This is a genomic window from Paraburkholderia solisilvae, assembly GCF_902859875.1.
Classification (GTDB): Bacteria; Pseudomonadota; Gammaproteobacteria; order Burkholderiales; family Burkholderiaceae; genus Paraburkholderia; species Paraburkholderia solisilvae.
In genome coordinates this window covers 41245-65886 of the sequence record NZ_CADIKF010000033.1, presented here as the reverse complement: position 1 = coordinate 65886, position 24642 = coordinate 41245, and the positions used below count along the sequence as shown (strand labels likewise).

Sequence of the window (24642 nt, the reverse complement as noted above, 5' to 3'; positions counted from 1 at the left end):
TTCGGAGTTCATGGGGGCGTGGAATCAGTATGATCGGCATCGTCGAGGGTTCGCGTGTTGCCACATGGTCAGGTGCAACGAAGGCTGCGGCACCGTCGCCGCTCGGGAGCGTGACGAAATGAGACGAGCCGCATTGCTGCTGCTGTGTGTTGCGCTGGGCGCTCATGCGGCTGACGTGTCAACGGGTGCGGCCGGGATGCTGCCGTTGCCTGCAGGCCTGCCTCAGGCTGCGTCTGCTGCTGCCGCGAAGGTGTCGTTTCCGATGGGTGCGTTGCCGCGCTTGACCGGCTCACGCATCGATCTGCGGTTCGTGCCGGTGGCACAGGTGGTCGACCTAATCTATGCCGATCTGCTGCAAACGCCGTACGTGATTGATCCAGACGTGCTGGCCGATGAGCGGCCGGTGTCGTTCCGCTTCGACAGGACGCAGGGCGACGTACGCTCGTTCCTGTCAACGTTTCTCGATTCGCTCGGCTACGCGGTCACGGATCGCGACGGTGTGGCGTACATCGGAAAATCGAAGCTGTCGAAGGATGAGGCCGACCAGCAGACGTTCGTGTATGCGCCGAAGTACCGGGATGCCGATTACCTGTCGCGGATTGTGGCGCCGATGGTGAAAGGTCGTGTCGCACAGAACCGATCGATTGCGGCGCCGGAAGGGGCGAAGGTGGCAAGCGATGTTCCGGCAACGTCAGCCGCGGGGATTGTCGATCAGTCGGCGGACGTGCTGACGTTCGTCGGCTCGTCCCGCGAAGTGACCATGCTCAAAAAGCTGCTGCCTGAGCTGGACACGCCGGTTAGCAACGTGTCGGTACGGGCATGGGTGTACGAGGTCACGGACACCGGTAACAACAATTCGGCATTCCAGCTTGCTCTGAGCCTGCTGGACGGGCGTGTGGGCGGCTCGTTGAACGTTGGGAGTGTGAGCGACACTGACAACGCAATCCGGCTGTCTGTGGGCGGCTTTAACGCGGCGCTCGCAGCGCTCAACAGTGATTCGAGGTTCAAGGTGCTGACGTCCCCGAATCTGCGGGTACGCTCGGGTGACACGGCCAGTCTCAACGTGGGCGAGTCGGTGCCGGTGATCGGTTCCGTGTCGTATCCCAGTGCGACGGCCGCGCCGGTCCAGAGCGTCGAGTATCAGGATGCGGGTGTGATCTTCCAGGTGAAACCTACCGTCAAGCGCGATGCGATCGATCTGCACCTCGTCGAGGAAATCAGCAGCTTTGTGAATACGACGACCGGCGTCAATAACTCGCCTACGAAGAACACACGCAAGGTAGAAAGCTCGTTCAGCCTGGCTGATGGTGATGTGCTGCTCATCGGCGGGCTGACGCAGGATCAGGACACGCATGCGAACTCGGGCCTGTCGTTCCTGCCGCGCTGGATGGCGGGGCATACGGTGTCGACCAGCAAAACCGAAATCCTGCTGATGCTGCAGGTACAAAAGCTCTGACTATTTGGGGGCTGCGAGTGCGCACGTGCGCGCCTCGCTTGCCCATTAGTGGAATAGCGGCGAAAGTGCTTGATATCGCATTATTTTTTGGGCAACTTAAGTTTTCTAGTGGGATCAAGAAAACCTAGGCCAAGTAAATCTGTTTTGTTGCGATCCGTACCAAAATCGACCTTCCATCGATCTTCCATAAAATTCAGTAGCCGTAGCCCACGGGCAAGTATGTGGTGTGGAGTCCACTCGTCTTCATGCGAAACCTCAATTTCGGAGTAGCACCCGTAGCTGTACCCGACCTTTTGTTCGCGCGATCCCTTTTTGTCGACGAATGGCCTGTTTCCAAGGGACGAATTTTTCGGTATGGACAGGGGAACTAGATTACCAATGGAATTTTTTAGAATGTTCCGTTGAGGAATTTTGTATTTTGAGAAGGCACCGTTCCACGATGCATGTGCGGCACGCTGCGGATAGATGTGTTCGACGCTGACGTAGTCAGATTTGAAATTTTCCTTTCTAAAATCCTCCCACGATAGCTTGTCTCGATTAGTTTTTGTCTGTGATTTCAGATATTGTTCATATTCGAACATAAAATATCGAATAGCTGCCCATCCGTAATATCCACCACCTTTACCAAGATTGGCGATCGACTCTTTGAAATCTTTTGATTTTATAAATTCCTCTGTACAGTCAGAAACGCTTTTTACAATCTCGGCAAAAGTCTTTTTTCCTGCAATGAATAATACGCCATCTTCCTCGAGATCAATATTGTGAAAATGGTAAGAACGAATGGTGCGGAAAAACAGCATCCGCTCTAGCTGTTCGAGAAATGAGATACGTTGAGCTTGTGGTGGCTTCTTTTTGTACATTGCAGTCAAAAGCAATATCACGTCGTAGTTTCGAAGCCGACCAATGCGCTCAAGGTGCATCTTTTCTTGACCGCTTAGCTTGCTGTCTTCGGGATTAAATATTTCGTGATATACCTTTACTGTGTCTTTGATGTCCTTTGCGTAAGCATAGATCGCGTCGACGGATAATGGGTTTTCGATGGAAGCATCCGTAACTCGTCTGGCAGTGAAAAATTCATCTAAAAGATATTCTTTATATCCTTCTTCTTGTTTGTATTTGTATAGTCCGAGGGAATTGTTTGCCTGTGCATGTTCCGTTCTTGGAAGCGCAACATTGAAATACATAAGAAATTGCACAAGAAGAAAGAAATTGTCGTCGAGGACGCGGGCTTTGTTTTTACCTAGATAATGATATGCTGATTTCCAGCATTCGTTGATTGTTCGACGCAATTTTGTCCTGTCGTGTGAATGTTCTCCATCTTGATTAGGAATGAACTTCGTGGATAGATAAATTAGTCTGTTTTTTAAAAGTTCGAGATTTGAAAGCGGCTTACCGCGATTGTTCATCGTTTCGAATGTAACGAAAACGTCAACATCTTCGCGGATGGTGAACACGTTGAATAACAAATTTTGCGTTATCTTTGTGTATAGCTTCTCTCGCTCTATGGCTGAATAGTCTTTGATTTTCTCTTGAAAATACTCCTTCGCGAAGGAAAGATTTTTGGTGTAAATAGTTTCTTCAACCGTTGAATGACGGTCGGATTGCTCTTGAAAAATGTGCGTTATTAAGTATTCGTAGCTCGGATTATCTTTTTCGTATCCAAATATGTACGATCTAGAAATACCGCCATCCTTCGTAAGATAGATGTAGCGCTTCTGAATTTCTTCCTTGGTGTCAAAATTTAGGGTTTCACCGTTTTGAGTCGCCTCCAAAATTACCTGAATAAGAATTATCGCGGTTGTTAATCTCTGTTGACCGTCTACGACAAAATGAGGCTGATAGTTTTTTGCCTCAATTATCCATAGATCGTCTTCCCACGTTGCCGTTGCAGATTTAGGGGCGGCTTCTAGCGTTAGCACGCCAGTATAGTGATTGTGGCGATCTGGAAGCTGAGCGATGTCGTTCCAGAAATCTTTTAATTGTTTAAGGCCCCAAGCGTATCCACGCTGGTAATCGGGTATCCGGTATAGGTTTTCGGTGAACGCCTTAGACAAGGAAATTAATTCAGTTTGCATAGTGTCGTTTTCGGTTTGGGAATGTGTTGGCCTCTGCAGAGTATATCTCGGTAGGTATGTGCTTCGATCTGTCGGTCTAAATCTAGGCATAGCGTCAGGAGTGTCCAGCGCAGAGCGGAGTCGTGTAGGGCGGCAGCGCGTCTGCGGAGCATTGGCGGGCGACGCAGGATCAGGACACGCACGCGAATTCGGGCCTGTCATTCCTGTTGCGCTGGATGGCGCGGCATGCGGTGTCGACTGCCAAGACGGACATTCTATTGATGCTGCAGGTACTGAATCTGTGAGTTACCGCTTGATGTGTAGTAAATAAAATATGCCGCGAACAGCCGCACCGATTAGCGTTAGTAGGACGGCTTGCTGCATGCCGTTTAGACCCCGCCGTTTAACGCGCAGGCGTTTCCGGATGTCCTGTCAAGTCGTGCTTCAAGCTCGATAAGGCGTATTTGCAGATCGTACGGCAGGCGTTCCCACAAAGCGAGATAAGCAGGATGTTTCCAGATCGGTAGGCGATGAGTGGATGGCGTGGGCGTAGGTCGGTTGTTATGCATGATCGCGTTAGTGTGCTTTTTGCTGATTTTAGCGAATCATTTTCGTTTTGGCTAAGCGTGAGAGGAGGTTCACAGGCCCTTGCGCTTGATAAGCTCCGTCCAGAGCGTTTCACCCGCATCCGCTACGTTATCTAGGGGATTGGCGTTACAGTAGTTAGTTATCCATTGGAATATTGAGGCATTATCGGTGTCTTTAATGATGTCCTTTTTAGTGCCGAGTGCCAAGCCAGAGAGATATCCGATAAGCCACCGTTCCATGGCAACGCTGCTTATCGACGGATCAGGAGACTTGTGCGCCTCGGTCCATTGTCCACAGCTACTGGCCCCGCGAATAATTACACCCTGTGCATGCGCATCAGAGGTGGCGATCAACGTCAGCGCCATGACGATCGCTGCAGCCGTTTTACGTACGACGGAGAAAATTCCATGGCAGTTGTAGCCGATCAGATTAGGGATGCTTATCGGTGAGTCACACATCGCCTGAGCGGTCGTCGGTTCACAGGCAGTGAGGAAGATACAGCGCACTATAAGTGACCGCGACTTCGGTACCATGCTTTACCCCTTCCGAATGTCCACTTTGGTTTGTGAACATGCTAGTTGCATCGGGCGGTATGCGAACATCAAGGATCGACCAGTCAATATATGCAAGACACGATAGGTCAAGCCCAAAGGAATTCCCACAGGGCTGTTGACGTAGGAGATGTGATGCGAGGTCACGCCAACTGCTCTTGATCCCGTCAAGTCGCCGCGCAGCGGCCCCGGAGGGCGTGGACTTGACGGCCACGTGAAAAGATACGCTCGACACTGGGCAAGGGGCTGGCCTCACCTGCCCCTTGCCCATGCTAAACGCGGGTTTCAGTCGTTGAGCAAGCGCGGCTGTGCGGATTGATCGGCCCGGTAGACTGCGCGCTTGATGCTGGAAAGATGGACGCCGTACTGGTGAGCAAGCGCGGTCAGCGTATAGCGTCCCGTACGCCATTGCGCAACCGCTTGCCGCTCGTCATGTGGCTCAAGACTTCGGGGACGCCCTAAACGTATTCCCCGCTTCTTCGCGGCCTGCATGCCGCTCTTGGTCCGCTCGCGAATCATCTCCCGCTCAAACTACGCAAACGCGCCAAGCATCTGAAGCATGAGCCGCCCTGCCGGCGTGTTCGTGTCGATGTGCTCAGTGAGGCTTTCGAAGTCCGCGCCGCGATCTTGCAGGCGTTCGATGATGCTGAGCAGGTGCTTAAGCGATCGCGCGATGCGGTCGAGCTTGTAGACGACGAGCGTATCGCCGCGCTTGAGATTTCGGAGGAGTTTGTCTAGGACTGGTCGGCGCAGAATTGCGCCCGACCGTTTTTCTTCGTGGATTAACTCGACGCCTGCTTTTGACAGTGCGTCGAGTTGTGCACGCGTTTCTTGCTCTTGCGTTGATACACGCGCGTAGCCGATTCTCATCTTGCGCACAAAAACCGAAATGGTCTTTCGTGCAAACGAATCGAATTGAAAAGGCTACGAAGTTTTTGCGCGAAACGCGCAAAACGCGTTTTCTCTGGCGGAAAGGGTGGGATTCGAACCCACGATACGGTATAACCGTATACCGGATTTCGAGTCCGGCGCATTCGACCTCTCTGCCACCTTTCCTTGGATTCTTGCGGAAGCTTGAAGCGACCTTTGTGACGCTGGCTAGACACTGACCAGCACATGCCACACGACGCTTCGCCAAGCGGGTCGCTGCTTGGCGAAGCGAAGATTATAGAACAGTTGAATTCGGTTTCCAAGCCCTTTTTTGCGCCTCGCATTACGGCCCGATGGCAAGCCCGAGATACCGCGATGGCCACGCGTAGTACACGAGCCGGACACCCGGCGAGTCAGCCCGCCGTCGGCACGTCCAGCCGCTCGACACCGCCGACATAAGGCCGCAGCGCGGCCGGAACCGTGACCGAGCCGTCCGCATTCTGGAAGTTCTCCAGCACCGCGACGAGCGTGCGACCCACCGCCAGTCCCGAGCCGTTCAACGTATGCACGAGCTCCGGCTTGCCCTGCGCATTGCGGTAGCGCGCCTGCATCCGGCGCGCCTGGAAAGCCTCGGTGTTCGAGCAGCTCGAGATTTCCCGATAGGTGTTCTGCGCCGGCAGCCACACTTCGAGGTCGTAAGTCTTCGCCGCGGAAAAGCCCATATCGCCGGTGCACAGCGTGATCACGCGATACGGCAATTCGAGCTTCTGCAAAATGGTCTCCGCATGCACGACCATCTGCTCCAGCGCTTCATACGACGTCTCCGGCGCAACGATCTGCACCATCTCGACCTTGTCGAACTGATGCTGGCGAATCATCCCGCGCGTATCGCGGCCATATGAACCCGCTTCCGAACGAAAGCACGGCGAATGCGCAGTCAGTTTGATCGGCAGCGCATTCGCGTCGACGATGCTTTCGCGCACCGTGTTGGTCAGCGAGATTTCCGACGTCGAGATCAGATATTGCGTGACCGTGTTTTCGCCGCCGCCCTTTTCAACACGGAACATATCGTCTGCGAACTTCGGCAGTTGGCCCGTGCCGTACAGAATCTCCGGATTCACGATGTACGGCGTGTAGATCTCCGTGTAGCCGTGCTGCTGTGTGTGCGTATCGATCATGAACTGCGCGAGTGCGCGATGCAGCCGCGCAATCGGGCCGCGCAGCATCGTGAAGCGCGCACCCGCGAGCTTCGCGCCGGTCTCGAAGTCGAGCCCGAGCGGCGTGCCCACGTCCGTGTGGTCTTTCACTTCGAAATCGAACTGGCGCGGCGTGCCCCAGCGGCGCACCTCGACATTGCCGGTTTCGTCGTTGCCCACCGGCACGCTGTCGTGCGCCACATTCGGCACGCCGAGCATCAGGTCCGACAGACGCGTCTGGATCACGTCCAGTTGCCCGGCGGACGCTTTCATCTCGTCGCCGAGCCCGCTCACTTCGGCCATCACCGCCGAGGTGTCCTCGCCGCGCCCTTTCATCGCGCCGATCTGTTTGGACAGGCTGTTGCGGCGCGCCTGCAATTCTTCGGTGCGTGTCTGAATTGCGCGGCGTTCCGCTTCGAGCGCGGAGAACGCGGCAACGTCGAGCGTATAGCCGCGGTCGGCGAGGCGTTTCGCGACGCCGTCGAGATCTTTGCGCAGCAACTGGATGTCGAGCATGACGAGGGGGATGTTCGTTGTGTGAAGCTGCGATTTTAGCGCACCGGCGCGCGCGGCCGGCGTATCAGGGCACGGCCGGCGGCATCATCGTGCAACGCGCGCCCGGGCGGCGTGCGACACACCCGCGACACAATCGACACAATCGCGCCCCGTTCGCCGCGCAAACGCGTCAGCTCTTCTTCGGCTTGTGCTCGCTGCGCCACGCGTCGTCGAGCTCGGCAAGCCGCGCGAGCTTCTCGCCGATTCTGCCTTCGAGTCCGCGCGGCGTCGGCCGATACCAGTGCGGCTCGCGCATGCCGTCCGGCAGATACGTCTCGCCGGCCGCATACGCATCCGGCTCGTCGTGCGCGTAGCGGTACTCGTGGCCGTAGCCGAGCTCCTTCATCAGGCGTGTCGGCGCATTGCGCAAGTGGATCGGCACCGCGCGCGACTGGTCCTTGCCGACGAACGCGCGCGCCTCGTTGTACGCCATATAGCCCGCATTCGATTTCGGCGCGACCGCCATATAAATGATGGCCTGCGCAAGCGCCAGCTCCCCTTCCGGTGTGCCGAGGCGCTCGTAGGTTTCGGCGGCGTCGAGTGCGATGCGCCCGGCGCGCGGGTCGGCGAGGCCGATGTCTTCCCACGCCATCCGCACGATCCGGCGCGCGAGGTAGCGCGGGTCCGCGCCGCCGTCGAGCATCCGGCAGAACCAGTACAGCGCGCCGTCCGGATTGCTGCCGCGCACCGACTTGTGCAGCGCGCTGATCTGGTCGTAGAACGCGTCGCCGCCCTTGTCGAAGCGGCGCAGGTTCTCCGCGAGCGCGCTGCCGAGCAGCGTGCCGTCGATTTCGCCGGTCTTCTGCTGCGCCGCGGCCCGCGCGACGATTTCGAGGTTGTTGAGCAGCTTGCGGCCGTCGCCGTCGGCGGATCCGATCAGCGCATCGCGCGCTTCGTCGGTGAACGTGAGGCCGCCCAGTTCGTGCTGCGCGCGCTCGAGCAGTTCGCGCAATTCGTCCGCATCGAGGCTCTTCAGCACGTACACCGCGGCGCGCGACAACAGCGCGCTATTCACTTCGAACGACGGATTCTCAGTCGTCGCACCGACGAAGACGAACAGCCCCGATTCGACGTGCGGCAAAAACGCATCCTGCTGGCTCTTGTTGAAGCGGTGCACTTCATCGACGAACACCAGCGTCTGCCGCCCATGCGCGCGGTGCACCTGCGCGATCTCGACCGCCTCACGGATATCCTTCACGCCCGACAGCACCGCCGACAACGCGATGAACTCCGCATGAAACGCATCGGCCATCAGTCGCGCGAGCGTCGTCTTGCCGACGCCGGGCGGTCCCCAGAGAATCATCGAATGCGCTTCGCCGGACTCGAACGCAACGCGCAGCGGTTTGCTCGGACCGAGCAGATGCTTCTGGCCGATCACTTCATCGATAGCGCGAGGCCGCAGGCGTTCGGCGAGCGGAACATTGGCACGGGTTTCTTCGAACATGGCGTTTGGGATAATCTCGGCTTTTTCGGCGCAAACTGACAGGCTGAAGCGACGGTGGTGACCGCGGTCGCGGCCGGCCGGCATGGCAACCGCGAGCCGCACGGCGCCCACGCGAACCCGATGCGGTTCGCCGGGCGCCACTGCGCAAGCACCGGACGCCGCAAGGGCCATAACATGAGCGGCTTGCGACCCGCGGCAAGTTCGCCGGCATGGTTTGGCATTATGACAGCCGGCGCGGCACAACGATCCGGACGACCGGGACGAGCGAGGTGACGCGATCACGCGAGCGTCCCGTATCGCGTATCGCGCCTGCCGTCTGATTGCCGCCGCGCAGAGGCATCGCATAGCCCGTCGCAGCGGCGCGAGCCGACGGCTCGCGCGCCGCGCAGCACGCCGAACCGATACCAACGAAGACAGAGAGGAACGACATCCGATGGCTCAAGACCCGCTCGCCGGCGACACCGGCTCCGCCTACGCCCCGCTTTTGCCCGTCCCCGATGCGCGCCGCGCGTTTCGCACCGGCGACGCGTTCGCGTTATGGTTTTCGCTCGGCATCGGCCTGCTCGTCGCGCAGGCCGGCGCGCTGCTCGTGCCCGGCCTGTCGCTGCCGCATGCGCTGATGGTGATCGTCATCGGCACCGCGCTCGGCGTGGTGCTGCTCGCGCTGGCCGGCGTAATCGGCACCGATACCGGGCTGGCGGCAATGTCGTCGCTGCGGCCGACACTCGGTGTACGCGGTGCGTCGGTGCCGGCCGTGCTCAACGCAATCCAGCTGGTCGGCTGGGGGTCGTTCGAAGTGATCGTGATGCGCGATTCAGCGGACGCGCTCGCGAAGCAGGCGTTCGGCGTATCGATGCCGCTCGTGTGGACCGTGATCTTCGGCGTGCTCGCGACACTGCTCGCGATCAGCGGGCCGCTATCGTTCGTGCGGCGCTTTCTGCGCAGCTGGGGCATCTGGCTGCTGCTCGCGGGCGCGGGCTGGCTCACGTGGGCCGTGCTTGCGAAACAGGACATCAACGCGCTGCTGCATCGCCCGGGCACCGGCGAGATGTCGTCCGGCGTCGCGGTCGATCTGGTGGTGGCAATGCCGCTGTCGTGGCTGCCGCTGATCGCCGACTACACGCGCTTCGGCCGGCGCGCGGGGGAAACGTTCCGCGGCACGCTGCTCGGCTATGGCATTGCGAACCTCTGGTTCTACGCGCTCGGCGCCGTCTACGGACTGGCGGCCGGCGGCGGCGATGCGCTGCTCACCACCACGCTCGCGCAGGCCGGCGGCGGTCTCGCGTTGCTGCTGGTGCTGATCGACGAGACCGATAACGCGTTCGCCGATATCCACTCGGCGGCGGTGTCGACCGGCACGTTCTGGGCGCGCTCGAGCGTGCCGCTGCTGTCCGCGGCATTCGGCGCGCTCTGCACGCTGATCGCGCTGTTCGTGCCGATGACGAAGTATCAGAACTTCCTGCTGCTGATCGGCTCGGTGTTCGCGCCGCTCTTCGGCGTCGTGCTGGTCGATCATTTCATCGTGCGCAAACGGCGCGTCGACGCCGCCGTGCTCGCCGACCCGCAGGGCCGCTACGGCTATTCCGCGGGCTGGCACGTGAGCGCGTTTATCGCGTGGGCCATCGGCATCGCCGCGTACCAGGCGATCAACCAGTGGCTGCCGAACCTCGGCGCGACACTGCCTGCGCTGGCCATCGGCGCGTTGTGCTATCTCGCCTTCGTTTCGGCGCGGCGGCAGGCGTTCGCGTAGCGGTGGCGGTGGCTGTGACTGTGGCTGTGGCTGTGGCTGTGGCTGTGGCTGTGGCTGTGGCTGCGGCTGTAGCTGCAGCTGAAGCTGTAGATGGTTTTAGCTGAGGCCGCGGGCCGCGAGGCCGCATTGTCAGCAAGCCACATCCAGTCGGCCGGCGCGGATTCACACGTCGCCACCTGCGGCCGTTCACTCGCCGCACCCGCGCTCAATACGGCTGATTCGCGCGCGCTGCCGCATCCGCGATTCTGCGCGCGATCAGAAACTGGCCGAGCATCATCGCGCGACGTTCAACCAGATGGTGCATGACGGTCGCCACCGGAATGACAAGTGCGGCCGCGCTGAGCATTGCGAGCCACATCGAGGCTTTAGACGCCATCAGGTGAATCATCGTCAACAGCACGATCGTATGCGTCAGGTACAAGCTGTACGAAATGCGGCCGAGAAACGCGATCGGCCGCGCTTCGAGCAGCGCGGCAAAGCGTACGGAAACGAGCGACGCGCAGATCACGCCGGCCGCGCCCGCGGTCACGAGCCAGTCGAACAGGAACTGGCCGACCGCGCCCGACGTCAGCGACAGCACCGAGCGCGACACGAAGTACAGCACCAGCGAGCCGGCCAGCACCGGGCACAGACGGCCGCCGTCCATCAGCCACTGGCGCCACGTCGCGCGGTGCACGGCAAGCGCCGCCCCCGCGATAAAGATGCCGAGGTAATGCAGCGTCATCGCCCAGTCGCCATTGAAGTTCGCGCTATTCGGATCGTCCCGCTCCAGCAGCACGAGCACGAACGACAGCAGCGAAATGCCGACCGCGGCGCTGATGGCGGCGCGCCCCGACACACGCGCAACCCAATAGACGATCAACGGCATGACCAGAGAGATCCGCAGTTCATAGATAAGCGACCAGATAACCGGAATCATCTGGCCTGCCTTGTACCGCCCGATAAACAGCAGATGATCGGCGATCTCGGTGCCGGTGAACGGACCGCTCCACACGCCGTTACCCCATCTGCCGAGCCACGCGACCGGTTTCACCTCGATCGCGTCGACGATCGAAAAGGTCACGACCAGCACCACCAGATACGGCAAATAGATCCGGCAAATCCGCTTGATCAGGAAATCCCTATACGCAATACCGCGGCTCGAACGCAATTGCAACGTCAAAACAAAACCGCTTAATATGAAGAATAGAATAACCGCCTCATGTCCCAATGCAATCACGCGCAAAGGCGACCGCAATATCCACTCGAACGGTCCGACCAGCACGAAATGATTGATGACCACCATCAGCGCGGCGACGCCGCGAAGCGCATCGAGCTGATGAAAATGCTGAGTATCGGAACGGCTCGGTTCTTTCATCCAGGAATATCCGCGGCGTGAAGCAGGCACGAAAGGCGCGCCAGAGGCGCGCCGCTCGGTAAAGGGGGTCGAAAACCCCGGTCTGCTCAGGGTGTGTGGTTGAGGTATGTTTAATTGCGATGGCAGCGGGCGTGAAGGTCTGTATAACTTTCTAATACTTTTAATTTTTTATATTTTTGAAGACGCGAATTCCGGCGCATCGGCCCGCTTTTTGCGGCGCTTGCCGATCTGCTTTAAACGTCAGCGGGGTCGCGTAGTATCGGCCGATTTCGCGCCTGTGAAACAATATTGAAATGACGTGAAACAACCCATATAGCGGCTTATTCGCGCGCGCAAGATTAAATATTTCTGAATTAATTGTGCTTTTCGTCGGGTCCGATTATCGCGTGTCAGGCAAAGATTCACCGGTCTTCATGCGACGTCCGCACATTCGATGCAATCGTGTGCTGCACGCGAGCCGCGCTGATGTGCTCGCGCCAGTGCTACGTTCGCCGTGTCGATCCGATGTGCGCGACCCCGCTCCTGTCATCGCGCACGTCCTCGCCCATTAAAGCGCGTCAGCGCGCCTTCACTGCCCGATAGGCGACACCCGGCAGCACGCACAACAGCTCGAACGCGAGATTCGCGCCGAGCAGCGCGGTCGTGCCGAACGGATCGTACGGCGGCGCCACTTCGACGAGATCCGCGCCGATCACATTCAGCCCGCGCGCGCCGCGAATGATCTCGAGTGCCTGCGGCACCGTCAGCCCGGCGATTTCCGGCGTCCCCGTGCCGGGCGCAAAGGCCGGGTCGATGCCATCGATATCGAACGTGATGTACACCGGCGCGTCGCCGATCCGTTCCCGCACGCGCGTCATCAGCGGCGCGAGCGACTGGTTCCAGCACGCTTCGGCCTGCACGACTTCGAAGCCCTGATCGCGGCACCAGTCGAAGTCTTCCGCCGCATAGCCGGTGCCGCGCAAGCCGATCTGCACGACCCGCTCGCAATCGAGCAGCCCCTCTTCCACCGCGCGCCTGAACGGCGTGCCGTGCGCGATCTTCTCGCCCATCATCGTGTCGTTCACGTCCGCGTGCGCGTCGATATGAATCAGCGCGAGCTTGCCGTGCCGGCGGTGCATCGCGCGCAGGATCGGCAGCGCGATCGTATGGTCGCCGCCGAGCGTGACCGGCTTGACGCGGTGCGCGAGGATCTCGTCGTAAGCGGTTTCGATGCGCGCAATCGAATCGTGCAGGTTGTACGGGTTGATCGCGACGTCGCCGATATCGGCCACCCGCAGCGAATCGAACGGCGCGGCGCGTGTCGCCATGTTGTACGGCCGCAGCAGCACCGACTCGGTACGGATCTGGCGCGGCCCGAAGCGCGCGCCGGTGCGGTTCGACGTGCCGAGATCGAACGGCACGCCGACGAAGCATGCGTCGAGGCCCGCGGGAGAGCCCGCGTTCGGCAAACGCATCATCGTCGCGATGCCGCCGCAGCGGGGCATCGCATTGCCGGAGAGCGGCTGCGGACGCTCGGACGATAGGTCCGGAGAGACGAAGGATGATTGATTCATCGCGATTCACCCATGAAAAACAACGGTGACAAGCCCAGCCCGCCGAAGCCTGTCTAAAAAGGCAGTGGCCGGGAGATCGCCTATTTTTGTGCGTTCTTCATCAGGATAAAATGCGATCTCAAAAACACTCACATCGATCCGGATCGATGTGTCGTGACCGCCCCTTCATGTGTGTGCGCTTATGTCCACTGCTCGCGCCCCGGCCGTGCTGGCCGACCTCGATCTACGGCTGATTCGCGTGTTTCTCGCGATCGTCGACGCAGGCGGCGTCTCGTCGGCGCAGGCGACGCTCAACATCGGCCAGTCGACCATCAGCACACAGCTCGCGACGCTCGAAACGCGCCTCGGCTACCGGCTCTGCGAGCGCGGCCGCAGTGGTTTCAGTCTGACCGCGCGCGGCGCGCAATTCGTCGACGCGGCCCGCGCGCTGCTCGCCGCGGTCGATACGTTCGGCGTACAGGCGCGCAACGTCGGGCGCAGGCTGGTCGGCCACCTCGCGATCGGCATGATCGGCCATACGCCGGTATCCGCGAGTGCGCGGATCAGCGAGGCGATCGCGCGGTTCCGCACGCGCGATGAATCGGTGCGTTTCTCGATTCTGGTGCGCTCGCCGGGCGAGCTCGAGGAGCTGTTGTTGCGCGACCGGGTTCAGGTCGGCATCGGCTATTTCTGGCACCGCGTGCCGTCGCTCGAATACCGCGCGCTCTTCACCGAAGAACAGTTCGCGTATTGCGCGAGCGGGCATCCGCTCTTCGCCCGCGCCGGCCGCGTCACGCCCGCGCAAGCCGCGCAGTACGCATGGGCCTCGCGCAGCTATCCGGTGCCCGAGGCCGACGCCGCGCCGCTGCGCAACGTGACCGCGGTCGCCGACAATATGGAAGCGGTCGCGATGCTGGTGCTGTCGGGTCATCACCTCGGCTATCTGCCGGGGCATTTCGCCGCGCCGTACGTCAAGGAAGGTTTGCTCGCCGCGCTGAACCCGGCGCGGATGCGCTACCGGGTCGCATTCCAGATGGTGACGCGCGCCCGGCAGCATCGGACTGAAGTGGTCGACGCGTTCGTCGACGATGTGATGGCCGCGCATGAGACGCGCGGCGCCGAGCGATAAAAAGCGCGAGGAACAGCACTAAGGCGAGGAACAGGACAAAGGCGAAAAACAGGACGAAGCCGGCGAGCCGGCAGATCGCGCCGCAGCGTCAAATGTGCAGCGCGACAACCCGCGCGTCAGCCGTCAGCCGTTGATCACATCGGCGCCCTTCGGCACCGTGAACTTGAACGCATCGGCCGGCAGCGACGGATTTTTCTGCATATTCGAGAACTTCAGCAGCGTCACGTTTCCGAACACATCGTGCAGCTCCATCGCTTCGAGATTACCGTCGCGAAAGCCGATGCCGATGCGCTGAAACTGTGTGTCCTTCGACTTCGGCACCAGTTCGAGCCAGTCGATGCCGGCTTTCACGCCCGCGTCTTTCAGCGTGAAGTTCTGTTCGAGATCGTTGCTGCCGAACAGGATCGCCGCGGGGCTCGCGCCCAGCGCACCGCCAAGCGGTCGCACGGTGACCTGGTTCAGGTCCTTGTCGTACACGTACAGCTTGTCGCCATCGGCCTGCAGCAGTTGCTCATAGGGCTTCTGGTACTGCCAGATGAACTTGCCGGGCCGCGCGAACGAGAACGTGCCGCTCGACACCGTATTGCCCTTGGGCGCCTGCGTCGACAGCGCGCCGCTCGCGCCTTGCGCTTTGCTGGGCACGCGAATTTCGGTCTGCACAAACTCGCCGCGCGCCGAATGGACTTGCGAGACAAACTGCTGCAACTGGTCGGTGCCGCTTGCCCACGCGTGCGACGCGACCAGCAGCGCCGCGCCGGCCGCCGCACAGGCGCCGATACGGCGCGCCAACGCACGCAGCCAGCTGCGATGACCGGAATCAGCGAAGCGGGCGTGATGCCCGCTGACGTCGTGCTGCATGAATGGCTCTCCAAGGATGGGACTGGGACGCGCGGGCGAGGTCATCAGCGGCTCGCCCGCGCATGAGGTTGCGGTGCCCGGCGGCGAATGTGCAGCCGCCGCTGGCCGGGGTTCAATCTGATTCGATCTGGTTCAGGCAGGTTCAATCAAAGCGCAATCGGGCTCGACACCGGCATCGGGTGGATGCGTATCAATCGGCCTCGCGCGCCGGCACGAGAATTTCGCGGTTGCCGTTCGACGACATCGCCGACACCAACCCCGACTGCTCCATCTGCTCGAGCAGCCGCGCCGCACGGTTATAACCGATGCGCAGATGCCGCTGCACCAGTGAAATGGACGCGCGACGGTTCTTGATGACGATTTCGACCGCCTGGTCGTAAAGCGGGTCCGACTCGCCGCCGCCCGCGCCGGTTGCCGCGCCATCGGCGGACCCTTCATCGCCCTCGCCCGCGACGCCGCCTTCGAGAATGCCCTCGATATAGTTCGGCTCGCCCTGCTCCTTCAGCTTGTCGACCACGCGATGCACCTCGTCGTCGGACACGAACGCGCCATGCACGCGAATCGGCAAGCCGGCGCCCGGCGGCAGATAGAGCATGTCGCCCATGCCGAGCAGCGATTCGGCGCCCTGCTGGTCGAGAATCGTGCGCGAGTCGATCTTCGACGACACCTGGAACGCCATGCGCGTCGGCACGTTAGCCTTGATCAGGCCGGTGATCACGTCGACCGACGGACGCTGCGTCGCGAGAATCAGATGGATGCCGGCCGCGCGCGCCTTCTGCGCGATCCGCGCGATCAGTTCTTCGACCTTCTTGCCGACCACCATCATCAGGTCCGCGAGTTCGTCGATCACGACGACGATATTCGGCAGCCGCGACAGCGGTTCCGGTTCGTCCGGCGTCAGGCTGAACGGATTCGGAATCTTCTCTTCGCGCTTCGCCGCTTCGTCGATCTTGTTGTTGTAGCCCGCGAGGTTGCGCACGCCGAGCTTGCTCATCAGCTTGTAGCGGCGCTCCATCTCGGCGACCGTCCAGTTCAGCGCGTGTCCCGCCTGGCGCATGTCGGTGACCACCGGACACAGCAGGTGCGGAATGCCCTCGTAGACGCTCATTTCGAGCATCTTCGGATCGATCAGGATCATGCGGACCTGCTCGGCGCTCGCCTTGTACAGCAGCGACAGGATCATCGCGTTGATGCCGACCGACTTGCCCGAGCCGGTCGTGCCCGCCACCAGCAGATGCGGCATCTTGGCGAGATCCGCGCACACCGGATTGCCGCCGATGTCCTTGCCGAGGCCCATCGTGAGCGGCGACGCGGCGTCCGCATAAACGGCCGAGCCGAGAATTTCAGAGAGCCGCACCGTCTGCCGGCGCTGGTTCGGCAATTCGAGCGCCATGAAGTTTTTGCCCGGAATTGTCTCGACCACGCGGATCGACACAAGCGACAGCGAGCGCGCGAGGTCCTTTGCGAGATTGACGATCTGGCTGCCCTTTACGCCGGTCGCGGGTTCGATTTCATAACGCGTGACGACCGGCCCCGGATACGCGGCGACCACACTCACATCGACGCCGAAATCTTTCAGCTTCTTCTCGATCAGGCGCGACGTGAATTCGAGCGTATCGGCGGAAATGGTTTCCTGCGTCGCGGACGCCTGATCGAGCAGCGCGATCGGCGGCAGCGTCGAGTCGCCGGGCAGATCGGTGAAGAGCGGCACCTGCCGCTCCTTTTCGACGCGCACGGACTTCTCGGGCGTGACGACCGGCGGCACGATCGTGACCGGCTCATGCTCCTCGATCTTCACGCGGCCCTGCTCGACCTTGCCTTCGCGCTTCACGGCGGCCGCTTCGCCGGCCTTGCGGTCGCGCACCGCTTCGCGGCGCAGCTTCGCGAGCGTCACCGCGGAAATGATCGACTCGCCGACGCGCTCGGCCACCGACAGCCACGAGAAGCGGAAATACAGCGACAGGCCGATCGCGAGCACGAGCAGCAGCGCGAGCGTGCCGCCGGTAAAGCCGAGCGCATGCGACACCGCGCGCGCGACCGCCTCGCCGACCACACCGCCCGGCGCGCGCGGCAACTGCACCTTCAACGACCACATGCGCAATGCCTCGATGCCGTCGCAGGACAGCAGCACGAGCACGAACGCGCCCGCTTCGGCGAGCCACGTATGGTCGCGCGGCGCGTCTTCGTCGAGCGGGTCGTTGCGGGTGATGCGGCGATAGTTCGCGGAGATGCGCCGCGCGAGCAGCACCACCCACCAGTAGGCGGACAGGCCGAACAGCAGCAGCAGGATGTCGGACGTCCAGGCGCCGACGCGGCCGGCCCAGTTCGCGATGTGATCGACCTGCGCGGCATGCGTCCAGCTCGGGTCGTGCCGGCTGTAGCTGACGAGAGCCATCAGCAGGAAAACGCCGAGCGCGACCTGCAGAATCCAGCGGATTTCGGTGAAGAGGCGCGACATCCGGTGAGGCAGTGCCTGCGCATTCGCGGAATAGGTAGCTTTTGCCATTGATCCTTAGCGTGTGCAACCGGTGGCTCGGCCGGTCGTTGATCGAGGGCTATTGTAAACGCTGTGCCGCGCGCGAGGCTGTAAGTGACGGTAACCGACAACACCTGATGCCGCTTATCGTCGGTTCAGTGGACGAAACCGCGCATGCGGCGCCCATACCGCCGGAGAAACAGCCCCGAATCTGGCCAGGTTTCCGGCCTGGTCCCCGGCCTGGTTCCCGGGCCGGTCGCTGGCCCGACATGCAGCCCGAATCCTGTACGCACACGGTCAAAAGGCGGTGCGCCGCCCGCCATGCAAAAGTCGCGTGGATGGGGCCGCACAAGGCGCCCGCAGGCGCCCCGGCCGCACGTTCCCGCGCGCTGCGCGCCTATCGGCCCGATCGCAAACCTTGATGAGGCGGCAAAACGGGCCGCCCTTTATAATGCCGGTCTGACTCCCATCTAGTACGCAACAGCGGCCATGCCGGCTGCGTCACCGCAAGCCGGACGCTTTTTACGGATTTCGATCATGCCAGCATCCACGACAAAACACGCAAAGGTCCTGATTCTCGGTTCCGGCCCGGCCGGCTACACGGCGGCGGTCTATGCGGCGCGAGCCAATCTGTCGCCCGTGCTCGTCACGGGTCTTGCGCAGGGCGGACAGCTGATGACCACCACGGACGTCGAAAACTGGCCGGCCGATCCAAAAGGCGTCGAAGGACCGGAGTTAATGCAGCGTTTTCTCGAGCATGCGGAACGCTTCAACACCGACATCATCTTCGACCATATCCACACCGCGAAGCTGAACGAAAAGCCGATCCGCCTGATCGGCGACTCCGGTGAATACACGTGCGACGCGCTGATCATCGCGACCGGCGCATCCGCGCAGTATCTCGGCCTGCCGTCCGAAGAGCAGTTCATGGGCCGCGGCGTGTCCGCATGCGCGACCTGCGACGGCTTCTTCTACAAGCAGCAGCATGTCGCGGTGATCGGCGGCGGCAACACGGCGGTCGAAGAAGCGCTTTACCTCGCCGGCATCGCGCAGAAGGTCACGGTGATCCATCGGCGCGACCGGTTCCGTGCCGAGCCGATCCTGATCGACCGTCTGCTCGAAAAGGAAAAGGAAGGCATCGTCGAGATCAAGTGGAATCACACGCTCGATGAAGTGAAGGGCAACGATGGCGGTGTGAACGGAGTGCGCATCAAGCACACGCAAACGGGCGTCTCCACCGACATCGAACTGCAGGGCCTGTTCGTCGCGATCGGCCACAAGCCGAACACCGACATCTTCGAAGGGCAGCTCGAGATGAAAAACGGCTACATCGTCACGAAGAGCGGCCTGCAAGGCAACGCGACCGCGACGAGCGTGCCGGGTGTGTTCGCCGCCGGCGACGTGCAGGACCATATCTATCGCCAGGCCATCACCAGCGCGGGCACCGGCTGTATGGCCGCACTCGATGCGCAGCGCTACCTCGAGAGCATTCACGAGTCGATCGGCGAACGCGCGATGAGCGCAGAAGCCGAACGCTAGGCGGAAGCGGCGCGACATCGCGCCGCGCTTGTCGAACGGTTCGAAGCGAAGCGGGTCCACGGCAAAAGGGCCGCTGTCTTTCCAGACAGCGGCCCTTTTCTCATCCTGCGTCCGGCGTCCCGCATCCGGCGTTCAGTCCGGAACGTGCGGCACTACGCGATGCGGAACACGCTAACCACCCCGTTCATCCGCTCGGCCTGCTCGCGCAGCGACGCCGCCGCGGCCGCCGCCTGTTCGACGAGCGCGGCGTTCTGCTGCGTCACCGAATCCATCTGCGTTACCGCCTGCGTGACCTGCTCGATGCCATCGCTCTGCTCTTCCGAGGCCGCGGAAATTTCCGCCGTCATTTCGGTCACGCGCCGCACCGCCTCGTTGATCTCGTTCATCGTCCTGCCCGCGCGTCCCACGAGCTCGGTGCCGTTACTGACGCGCTCCACCGACCTGTCGATCAACGCCTTGATCTCCTTCGCCGCCGCCCCGCTGCGCTGCGCCAGCGTGCGCACCTCGCCCGCGACGACCGCGAAGCCGCGGCCCTGCTCGCCCGCGCGCGCGGCCTCGACGGCGGCGTTCAACGCGAGAATATTGGTCTGAAACGCGATCCCTTCGATCACCCCAATGATGTCGGCAATCTGCCGCGAGCTGCCGTTGATCTCGCCCATCGTCGACACGACCTGCGAGATCACGTCGCTGCCGGTCTGCGCAACGCTCGCCGCATCGCGCGCGAGCGTGGTCGCCTGACGCGCGTTATCGGTGTTCTGGCGGACGGTCGACGTCAGTTCAGTCATGCTCGACGCGGTCTCGCCGAGCGACGCGGCCTGTTCCTCGGTGCGCGACGACAGATCGATGTTGCCCGCCGAGATCTGCTTGGTGGCGGTCGCAATCGACTGCGCGCTGTCACGCACGGACGCAATGGTCTCGGTCAGCCGCGTTTGCATCGACTGCAGGCCCTCCATCAACCGGCCCATTTCGTCGCGCGAACGCACGTCGATGCGCTCACTCAGATCACCGTCCGCGATCTGCCTGAAGTGGCGCAGCGCGTCGTCGAGCGGCCCGGCGATCGACTTTTGCAGCGTGTACCACGCGATCGCCGCCATGCCGATCCCCACCGCCACGCCCAGCACCGCGAGAACGAGAATCGCATCGAAACGCTTTTGCGCCGTCTCGTACAACTCACGCGCCTGATCGGCCTGCAGCGCTTCGAGTTTAGCGGTACGGTCGGTCACTTCGTTGAACGGCGCCGTCATCTTGTGCGAGATCAGGTCGCTCAACGCCGCACTATCGTGCCGCCCGATCGCCGCGTTCACTTGCGCGACCGGCCCCGACATCGCGGCGGCGCGCCGCGCCTCCACTTCGTCGGCAAGACGCGTCTCATCCGCGCCGGCCGATTGCGCGCGATACGTTTTCCACGCGTTGTCGGCAATATCGAACTGCTCGTTCGCACGCTTGCGCAAATCCTCGACCTCCGGGCTATCGGGCTGCGCCGCGATGCGGTCGAGCACGAGACGCCCGCGCGCGGTGTAGAAGTCGAATTTGCCGAGCGCGATGGCCGAGGCGAGCTGATCCGTATAGAGCACCTTCTGATCGTTGTTGCTCATCGCGACGCCGACGACGCCGAGCACCGCGCCGACGATCATCAGCAGGCCGAGAAATCCCATCGCAAACGCGAGACGGATACGGATCGTGATATTTCGAAACATGACACCCTCGGGATAAGAAAGCACAGCGAAAGGTCGCGCGCCACGGAAACAACCCGTTCCCTTCGGTTTACGGCAGCCGCTTCAAAATTTGTAGAACGTTCTGGCGACTTGCTCCGACTATTTGCGCTAGATCAAACTTGCATCACTGCCCTGCGAGAGAGGATCCGCTTCATCGCGCATTTCGCAACGAGCTTGATATTTGCGTTGCAGTTCGCTCGTGCGTGTGATCGAAGGCGCGTCGCCCAACGACGTGACCGGCGCACCCGGCACGCGAACCTGCTCGACGAGCAACTCGACATGCGCGACAGGCTGCGCGCAAGACATCAGCGCACTGATGGCGGAAATTGTGCGAACCGGGCGCGACTGCACACGAAGCGGTATTTGTTGCGGACAAGACCCTTCGTGGGCGGCATCTTGCCGATCATCCCGATACATAGGTTTCGCTTCGGTCAACGTCATTTCGCCCGGCATCGTTCGATACAACAAGTGACGTGACTGTGCGATTCATTGGGAAGCATTCGTTCTTCAAAGTGTTGTAGAAGAGGCCGCGCAATCGCCCACTCAGCGAAACGCGAAGACGATGCGCGGCCTTTCGCTCGTTGTACCTGAAAACGCTTTAAGGAATGGAGAAGATGATGAAGCACATTCGTCTCGCTGCTGCCGTATCCGTGTCCGCGCTCGCATTCGCTTCCGCGTTGGTTTCATCGGCCGCTCACGCGCAATCGCCGCGCATCTCGCGCGCCGACGTCAACCGGGAACTGTCGCAGCTTCAGGCGGCCGGGTATGAAGGTGAAAAGACCACCTATCCGAACAAGCTGCAAATGACCGAAGCGCGCATTCAGGCCACGAGCGCCGCACAATCGAACAATGCGACGAGCGGCTATGGCGGCGTCGCACCAGGCAGCGCGTCCCAGTAACGGACCTTCTTTGACGGACCTTCCTCGCCCATCGGCGAACGAGGCAGCGCACGCGCGGTGCGGCGCTGCCTTCGTGGCGGTCAGCGACGGTCAGTGACCGTCAGCGCCTGTGCTCCGGCCAGCGCGCTTTGCGGTGCTCCCGCTCGCCCTTGCGGCATGCCGCGCGTGACTGCGCTTATAGCCGGTCAACATCGCGGCAATCAGATTCTCACGCGTCCACACGCTCATCACGATCGCCGCGGCGATATGGATGCACACGCACACTTCGAGCGCAACCGCGAGCAATGTATGGAGCTCTTGCGGCCAGTCCTCACCCCAGAACGCGTCGAGCCGCATCAGCCACCCGGTCAACGCAAGCGCGAGGACAAGTGCCCACAACACGAGTGCCATCACACCGCCGAGCGGATTGTGCGAAAGATGATGCAACGGCGTGCCCGACGCAAGCGAGCGCAGATACGCGCATAGATGCGAACGCGTGGGCCACCACGCGGAAAAGCGGGCATGGCGTGTGCCGATGAAACCCCACACGATGCGCAACGCGACCAGCGCAGCCGCGGCATAGCCGAACATGCGATGCAGCCGGTCGGTCGGGCCGAACAGATTCCAGATGACGATACCCGCGATGGTCCAGTGCGTGAGCCGCACCCACCAGTCCCAGATCCTGATTCGAGCGGTATCGGACATCGCGGGCCATGATGAGAAGTGAACGCGTACAAGTGAACGCGTACGTCAACCGCGCCTAGTCGATTTCCGACTTCACGACGTCGAGCGTCCTGGTGTCGAAGTAGATTTCGACTTTCTTGCCTTCCTTGTTGGTGCCGTAGATTTCATAGCAGTGGCCATCGACCTTGAACTTTTTGATCTTGTAGCCCTGCCCTTCCAGTTGCGCGCGCGCGTCCGACTCTTTCATCCATTGATCTTTCGGGTGCGCGGTGCAGTCCGCCTTCGCCAACGCCGCACCTGAAAAACCGAGCGCCGCGCTCATCGCAATTATTTTTAGCATCTGTAACCTCATCGTTAGTTAAACGAAAGTTCAATGTGCCATAGATGAGAAAAGTTCTCAAGTAGAAAACCCGATTGCCGCTAACCGGCGGGTTCGCGCGCATCGAACGGGTTAAGCGGGTTTTCCATAAACGCGTTTCCCACTATCATGACGGCACTTCCGCCGAAGTCGCGTCGCCCCGCCTCCTTCCCCGCCGGTTTCGAGCAACGCGCCAGACGGCTTGCCAAACGGCGCGCCCCGCGTGCCCATTCGTTTTGAAATGACCAAAGCATCCACGCACACCGCGTTGTTGTGGATCGTCGCCACCGGCTTCTTCATGCAGGCGCTGGACACGACGATCGTCAACACCGCCCTGCCATCTATTGCGCACACCCTGGGGGTTCCCGCACTCGCGATGCAGCCGATCGTCGTCGCTTACACGTTGACGATGGCGCTGCTCACGCCCGCATCCGGCTGGCTCGCCGACCGCTTCGGCACACGGCGCGTGTACTTCACCGCGATCCTGCTGTTCGTGATCGGCTCGCTGTGCTGCGCGAGCGCGCACACGCTCAATCAGTTGATCGTCGCGCGCGTGCTGCAAGGCGTCGGCGGCTCGATGCTGCTGCCGATCGGGCGGCTCGCGGTGCTGCGCACGATCTCCGGCGAACGCTATGTATCGGCGCTCGCCCTGATTTCCGTCGCCGGACAGGTTGGGCCGATACTCGGACCGACGCTCGGCGGCTGGTTCGTCGAAGCGTTCTCGTGGCACTGGATCTTTCTGATCAACGTGCCGATCGGCGCGTGCGGTCTGCTCGCGGTGAACCGCTATCTGCCGGACGGCGCGTCGCGCGATACGCCGCGCTTCGACATGATCGGCTGCGCGATGCTGTCGCTATGCATGGTCGCGTGCTCGCTCGCGATCGACGTGCCGATGCACTCGAATCGCGCCGCATGGTCCGCGTGCCTGTTCGTGATCGGTCTCGCCGCCGCGCTCGCCTATATCCCGTATGCGCGGCGCGCGCCGAACCCGCTGTTCCGTCTCGGGCTCTTTCGCGAACCCAACTTCAGCGTCGGGCTGATCGGCAATCTGATCGCCCGGATCGGTTCGAGTGCGGTGCCGTTTCTCGTGCCGCTGCTGCTGCAACTGCAACTTGGTTACACGCCGCTGCATTCGGGGCTGATGATGCTGCCGGCCGCGCTCGCCGGCACCGTCGCGAAACGCTGGATCGCACCGCTGATCCGCCGCTTCGGCTATGAGGCGTTCCTGCTCGTCAATACGCTGATCGTCGGCGGTTCGATCGTTGCGTTCGCACTCTTTTCGCGCGGCACGCCGATCGCGATTGAAATCGCGGTGCTCGCCGTTTTCGGCGCGGCCAACTCGATGCAGTTCGCCGCGATGAACAGCGTGACGTTGAAAGGCCTGTCGATGGTCGATGCGGGCAGCGGCAACAGCCTGTTCTCGATGGTGCAGATGCTCGCGATCGGCCTCGGCGTATCGATCGGCGGCGGCCTGGTGAATCTGTTTGCCGCCGAATGGGGATCGGCCGCGCTCGGTTTCAGGCTCAGCTTTATCTGCGTCGGCGTGATCACGCTGATCTCCGCGCTGGTGTTCCGGCGTCTCGACAACGAGTCCGGCGGCCGGCCGGCGCCGATCGCGACGCGCGCGGCGCAACGCTGAAGCGGCCCGCGCC

18 protein-coding genes, 1 tRNA gene and 1 pseudogene are annotated in these 24642 nt (G+C 61.5%); 6 read left to right on the top strand and 14 right to left on the bottom strand.

The features are described 5' to 3' along the window. Positions 1-118: 118 nt before the first annotated feature. Positions 119-1456 (top strand): type II secretion system protein GspD, encoded by a 1338-nt coding sequence (locus HV675_RS20180; RefSeq protein ID WP_175112882.1) that lies wholly within the window; start codon positions 119-121, stop codon positions 1454-1456. An 80-nt stretch (positions 1457-1536) separates the two neighbouring features. On the opposite strand, the gene HV675_RS20175 is transcribed toward HV675_RS20180, so the two are convergent. From HV675_RS20175 to HV675_RS20150, 6 genes and pseudogenes are all read right to left on the bottom strand, one after another. Continuing rightward, positions 1537-3531: a DUF262 domain-containing protein gene (locus HV675_RS20175; protein ID WP_175112881.1), complete on the bottom strand. Its 1995-nt coding sequence runs from the start codon at positions 3529-3531 to the stop codon at positions 1537-1539. Positions 3532-4148: 617 nt separating this feature from the next. Further along, positions 4149-4631, bottom strand: a complete 483-nt coding sequence (locus tag HV675_RS20170) for a hypothetical protein (protein WP_175112880.1) — start codon at positions 4629-4631, stop codon at positions 4149-4151. A 303-nt stretch (positions 4632-4934) separates the two neighbouring features. After that, positions 4935-5519: pseudogene (locus tag HV675_RS20165) on the bottom strand (recombinase family protein). A gap of 95 nt (positions 5520-5614) precedes the next feature. Beyond that, positions 5615-5705, bottom strand: a tRNA-Ser gene (locus HV675_RS20160). Positions 5706-5932: 227 nt separating this feature from the next. Beyond that, positions 5933-7231 carry a serine--tRNA ligase gene (gene serS / locus HV675_RS20155; protein ID WP_175112879.1) on the bottom strand — a complete coding sequence of 433 codons (1299 nt, stop codon included), beginning with the start codon at positions 7229-7231 and terminating at the stop codon, positions 5933-5935. Between the two features lie 169 nt (positions 7232-7400). Further along, positions 7401-8714: a replication-associated recombination protein A gene (locus HV675_RS20150; protein ID WP_175112878.1), complete on the bottom strand. Its 1314-nt coding sequence runs from the start codon at positions 8712-8714 to the stop codon at positions 7401-7403. A 433-nt stretch (positions 8715-9147) separates the two neighbouring features. On the opposite strand from HV675_RS20150, the gene cytX reads away from it, so the two are divergent. After that, complete coding sequence (gene cytX, locus HV675_RS20145; RefSeq protein ID WP_175112877.1) at positions 9148-10464, top strand: putative hydroxymethylpyrimidine transporter CytX; 1317 nt, start codon at positions 9148-9150, stop codon at positions 10462-10464. A gap of 205 nt (positions 10465-10669) precedes the next feature. Here cytX and HV675_RS20140 read toward each other — a convergent pair whose 3' ends face one another. Both HV675_RS20140 and speB read right to left on the bottom strand, forming a co-directional pair. Further along, the gene (locus tag HV675_RS20140; protein ID WP_175112876.1) at positions 10670-11821 is read right to left on the bottom strand and encodes an acyltransferase family protein; all 1152 of its coding nucleotides are present in this window, start codon (positions 11819-11821) and stop codon (positions 10670-10672) included. Between the two features lie 557 nt (positions 11822-12378). Beyond that, positions 12379-13374 (bottom strand): agmatinase, encoded by a 996-nt coding sequence (speB, locus tag HV675_RS20135; RefSeq protein WP_175112875.1) that lies wholly within the window; start codon positions 13372-13374, stop codon positions 12379-12381. Positions 13375-13555: 181 nt separating this feature from the next. On the opposite strand from speB, the gene HV675_RS20130 reads away from it, so the two are divergent. Beyond that, entirely contained in the window at positions 13556-14482 is a 927-nt protein-coding gene (locus HV675_RS20130; RefSeq protein WP_175112874.1) for a LysR family transcriptional regulator, read from the top strand. A 123-nt stretch (positions 14483-14605) separates the two neighbouring features. On the opposite strand, the gene lolA is transcribed toward HV675_RS20130, so the two are convergent. After that, on the bottom strand, positions 14606-15340 hold the full coding sequence (gene lolA, locus HV675_RS20125; protein WP_175112873.1) for an outer membrane lipoprotein chaperone LolA: 735 nt from the start codon (positions 15338-15340) through the stop codon (positions 14606-14608). A gap of 190 nt (positions 15341-15530) precedes the next feature. Further along, positions 15531-17846, bottom strand: coding sequence for a DNA translocase FtsK (locus tag HV675_RS20120; protein ID WP_175112872.1), 2316 nt, complete (start codon positions 17844-17846; stop codon positions 15531-15533). 507 nt (positions 17847-18353) lie between these two features. On the opposite strand from HV675_RS20120, the gene trxB reads away from it, so the two are divergent. Beyond that, positions 18354-19355, top strand: coding sequence for a thioredoxin-disulfide reductase (gene trxB, locus HV675_RS20115; RefSeq protein WP_175112871.1), 1002 nt, complete (start codon positions 18354-18356; stop codon positions 19353-19355). Between the two features lie 152 nt (positions 19356-19507). Here trxB and HV675_RS32775 read toward each other — a convergent pair whose 3' ends face one another. Together HV675_RS32775 and HV675_RS20105 are read right to left on the bottom strand one after the other, a co-directional pair. After that, entirely contained in the window at positions 19508-21052 is a 1545-nt protein-coding gene (locus tag HV675_RS32775) for a methyl-accepting chemotaxis protein (RefSeq protein WP_175112870.1), read from the bottom strand. Between the two features lie 126 nt (positions 21053-21178). After that, positions 21179-21511 carry a hypothetical protein gene (locus tag HV675_RS20105; RefSeq protein ID WP_175112869.1) on the bottom strand — a complete coding sequence of 111 codons (333 nt, stop codon included), beginning with the start codon at positions 21509-21511 and terminating at the stop codon, positions 21179-21181. Between the two features lie 173 nt (positions 21512-21684). Between HV675_RS20105 and HV675_RS20100 the strand changes: the two genes are divergently transcribed. Then, a complete protein-coding gene (locus HV675_RS20100) occupies positions 21685-21969 on the top strand; it encodes a DUF4148 domain-containing protein (RefSeq protein ID WP_175112868.1) in 285 nt (94 codons plus the stop codon). A 90-nt stretch (positions 21970-22059) separates the two neighbouring features. On the opposite strand, the gene HV675_RS20095 is transcribed toward HV675_RS20100, so the two are convergent. Both HV675_RS20095 and HV675_RS20090 read right to left on the bottom strand, forming a co-directional pair. After that, complete coding sequence (locus HV675_RS20095) at positions 22060-22653, bottom strand: cytochrome b/b6 domain-containing protein (RefSeq protein ID WP_175112867.1); 594 nt, start codon at positions 22651-22653, stop codon at positions 22060-22062. A gap of 55 nt (positions 22654-22708) precedes the next feature. Next, complete coding sequence (locus tag HV675_RS20090) at positions 22709-22972, bottom strand: PepSY domain-containing protein (RefSeq protein ID WP_175112866.1); 264 nt, start codon at positions 22970-22972, stop codon at positions 22709-22711. 259 nt (positions 22973-23231) lie between these two features. Between HV675_RS20090 and HV675_RS20085 the strand changes: the two genes are divergently transcribed. Beyond that, the gene (locus HV675_RS20085) at positions 23232-24629 is read left to right on the top strand and encodes a DHA2 family efflux MFS transporter permease subunit (RefSeq protein WP_175112865.1); all 1398 of its coding nucleotides are present in this window, start codon (positions 23232-23234) and stop codon (positions 24627-24629) included. Positions 24630-24642 lie beyond the last annotated feature (13 nt).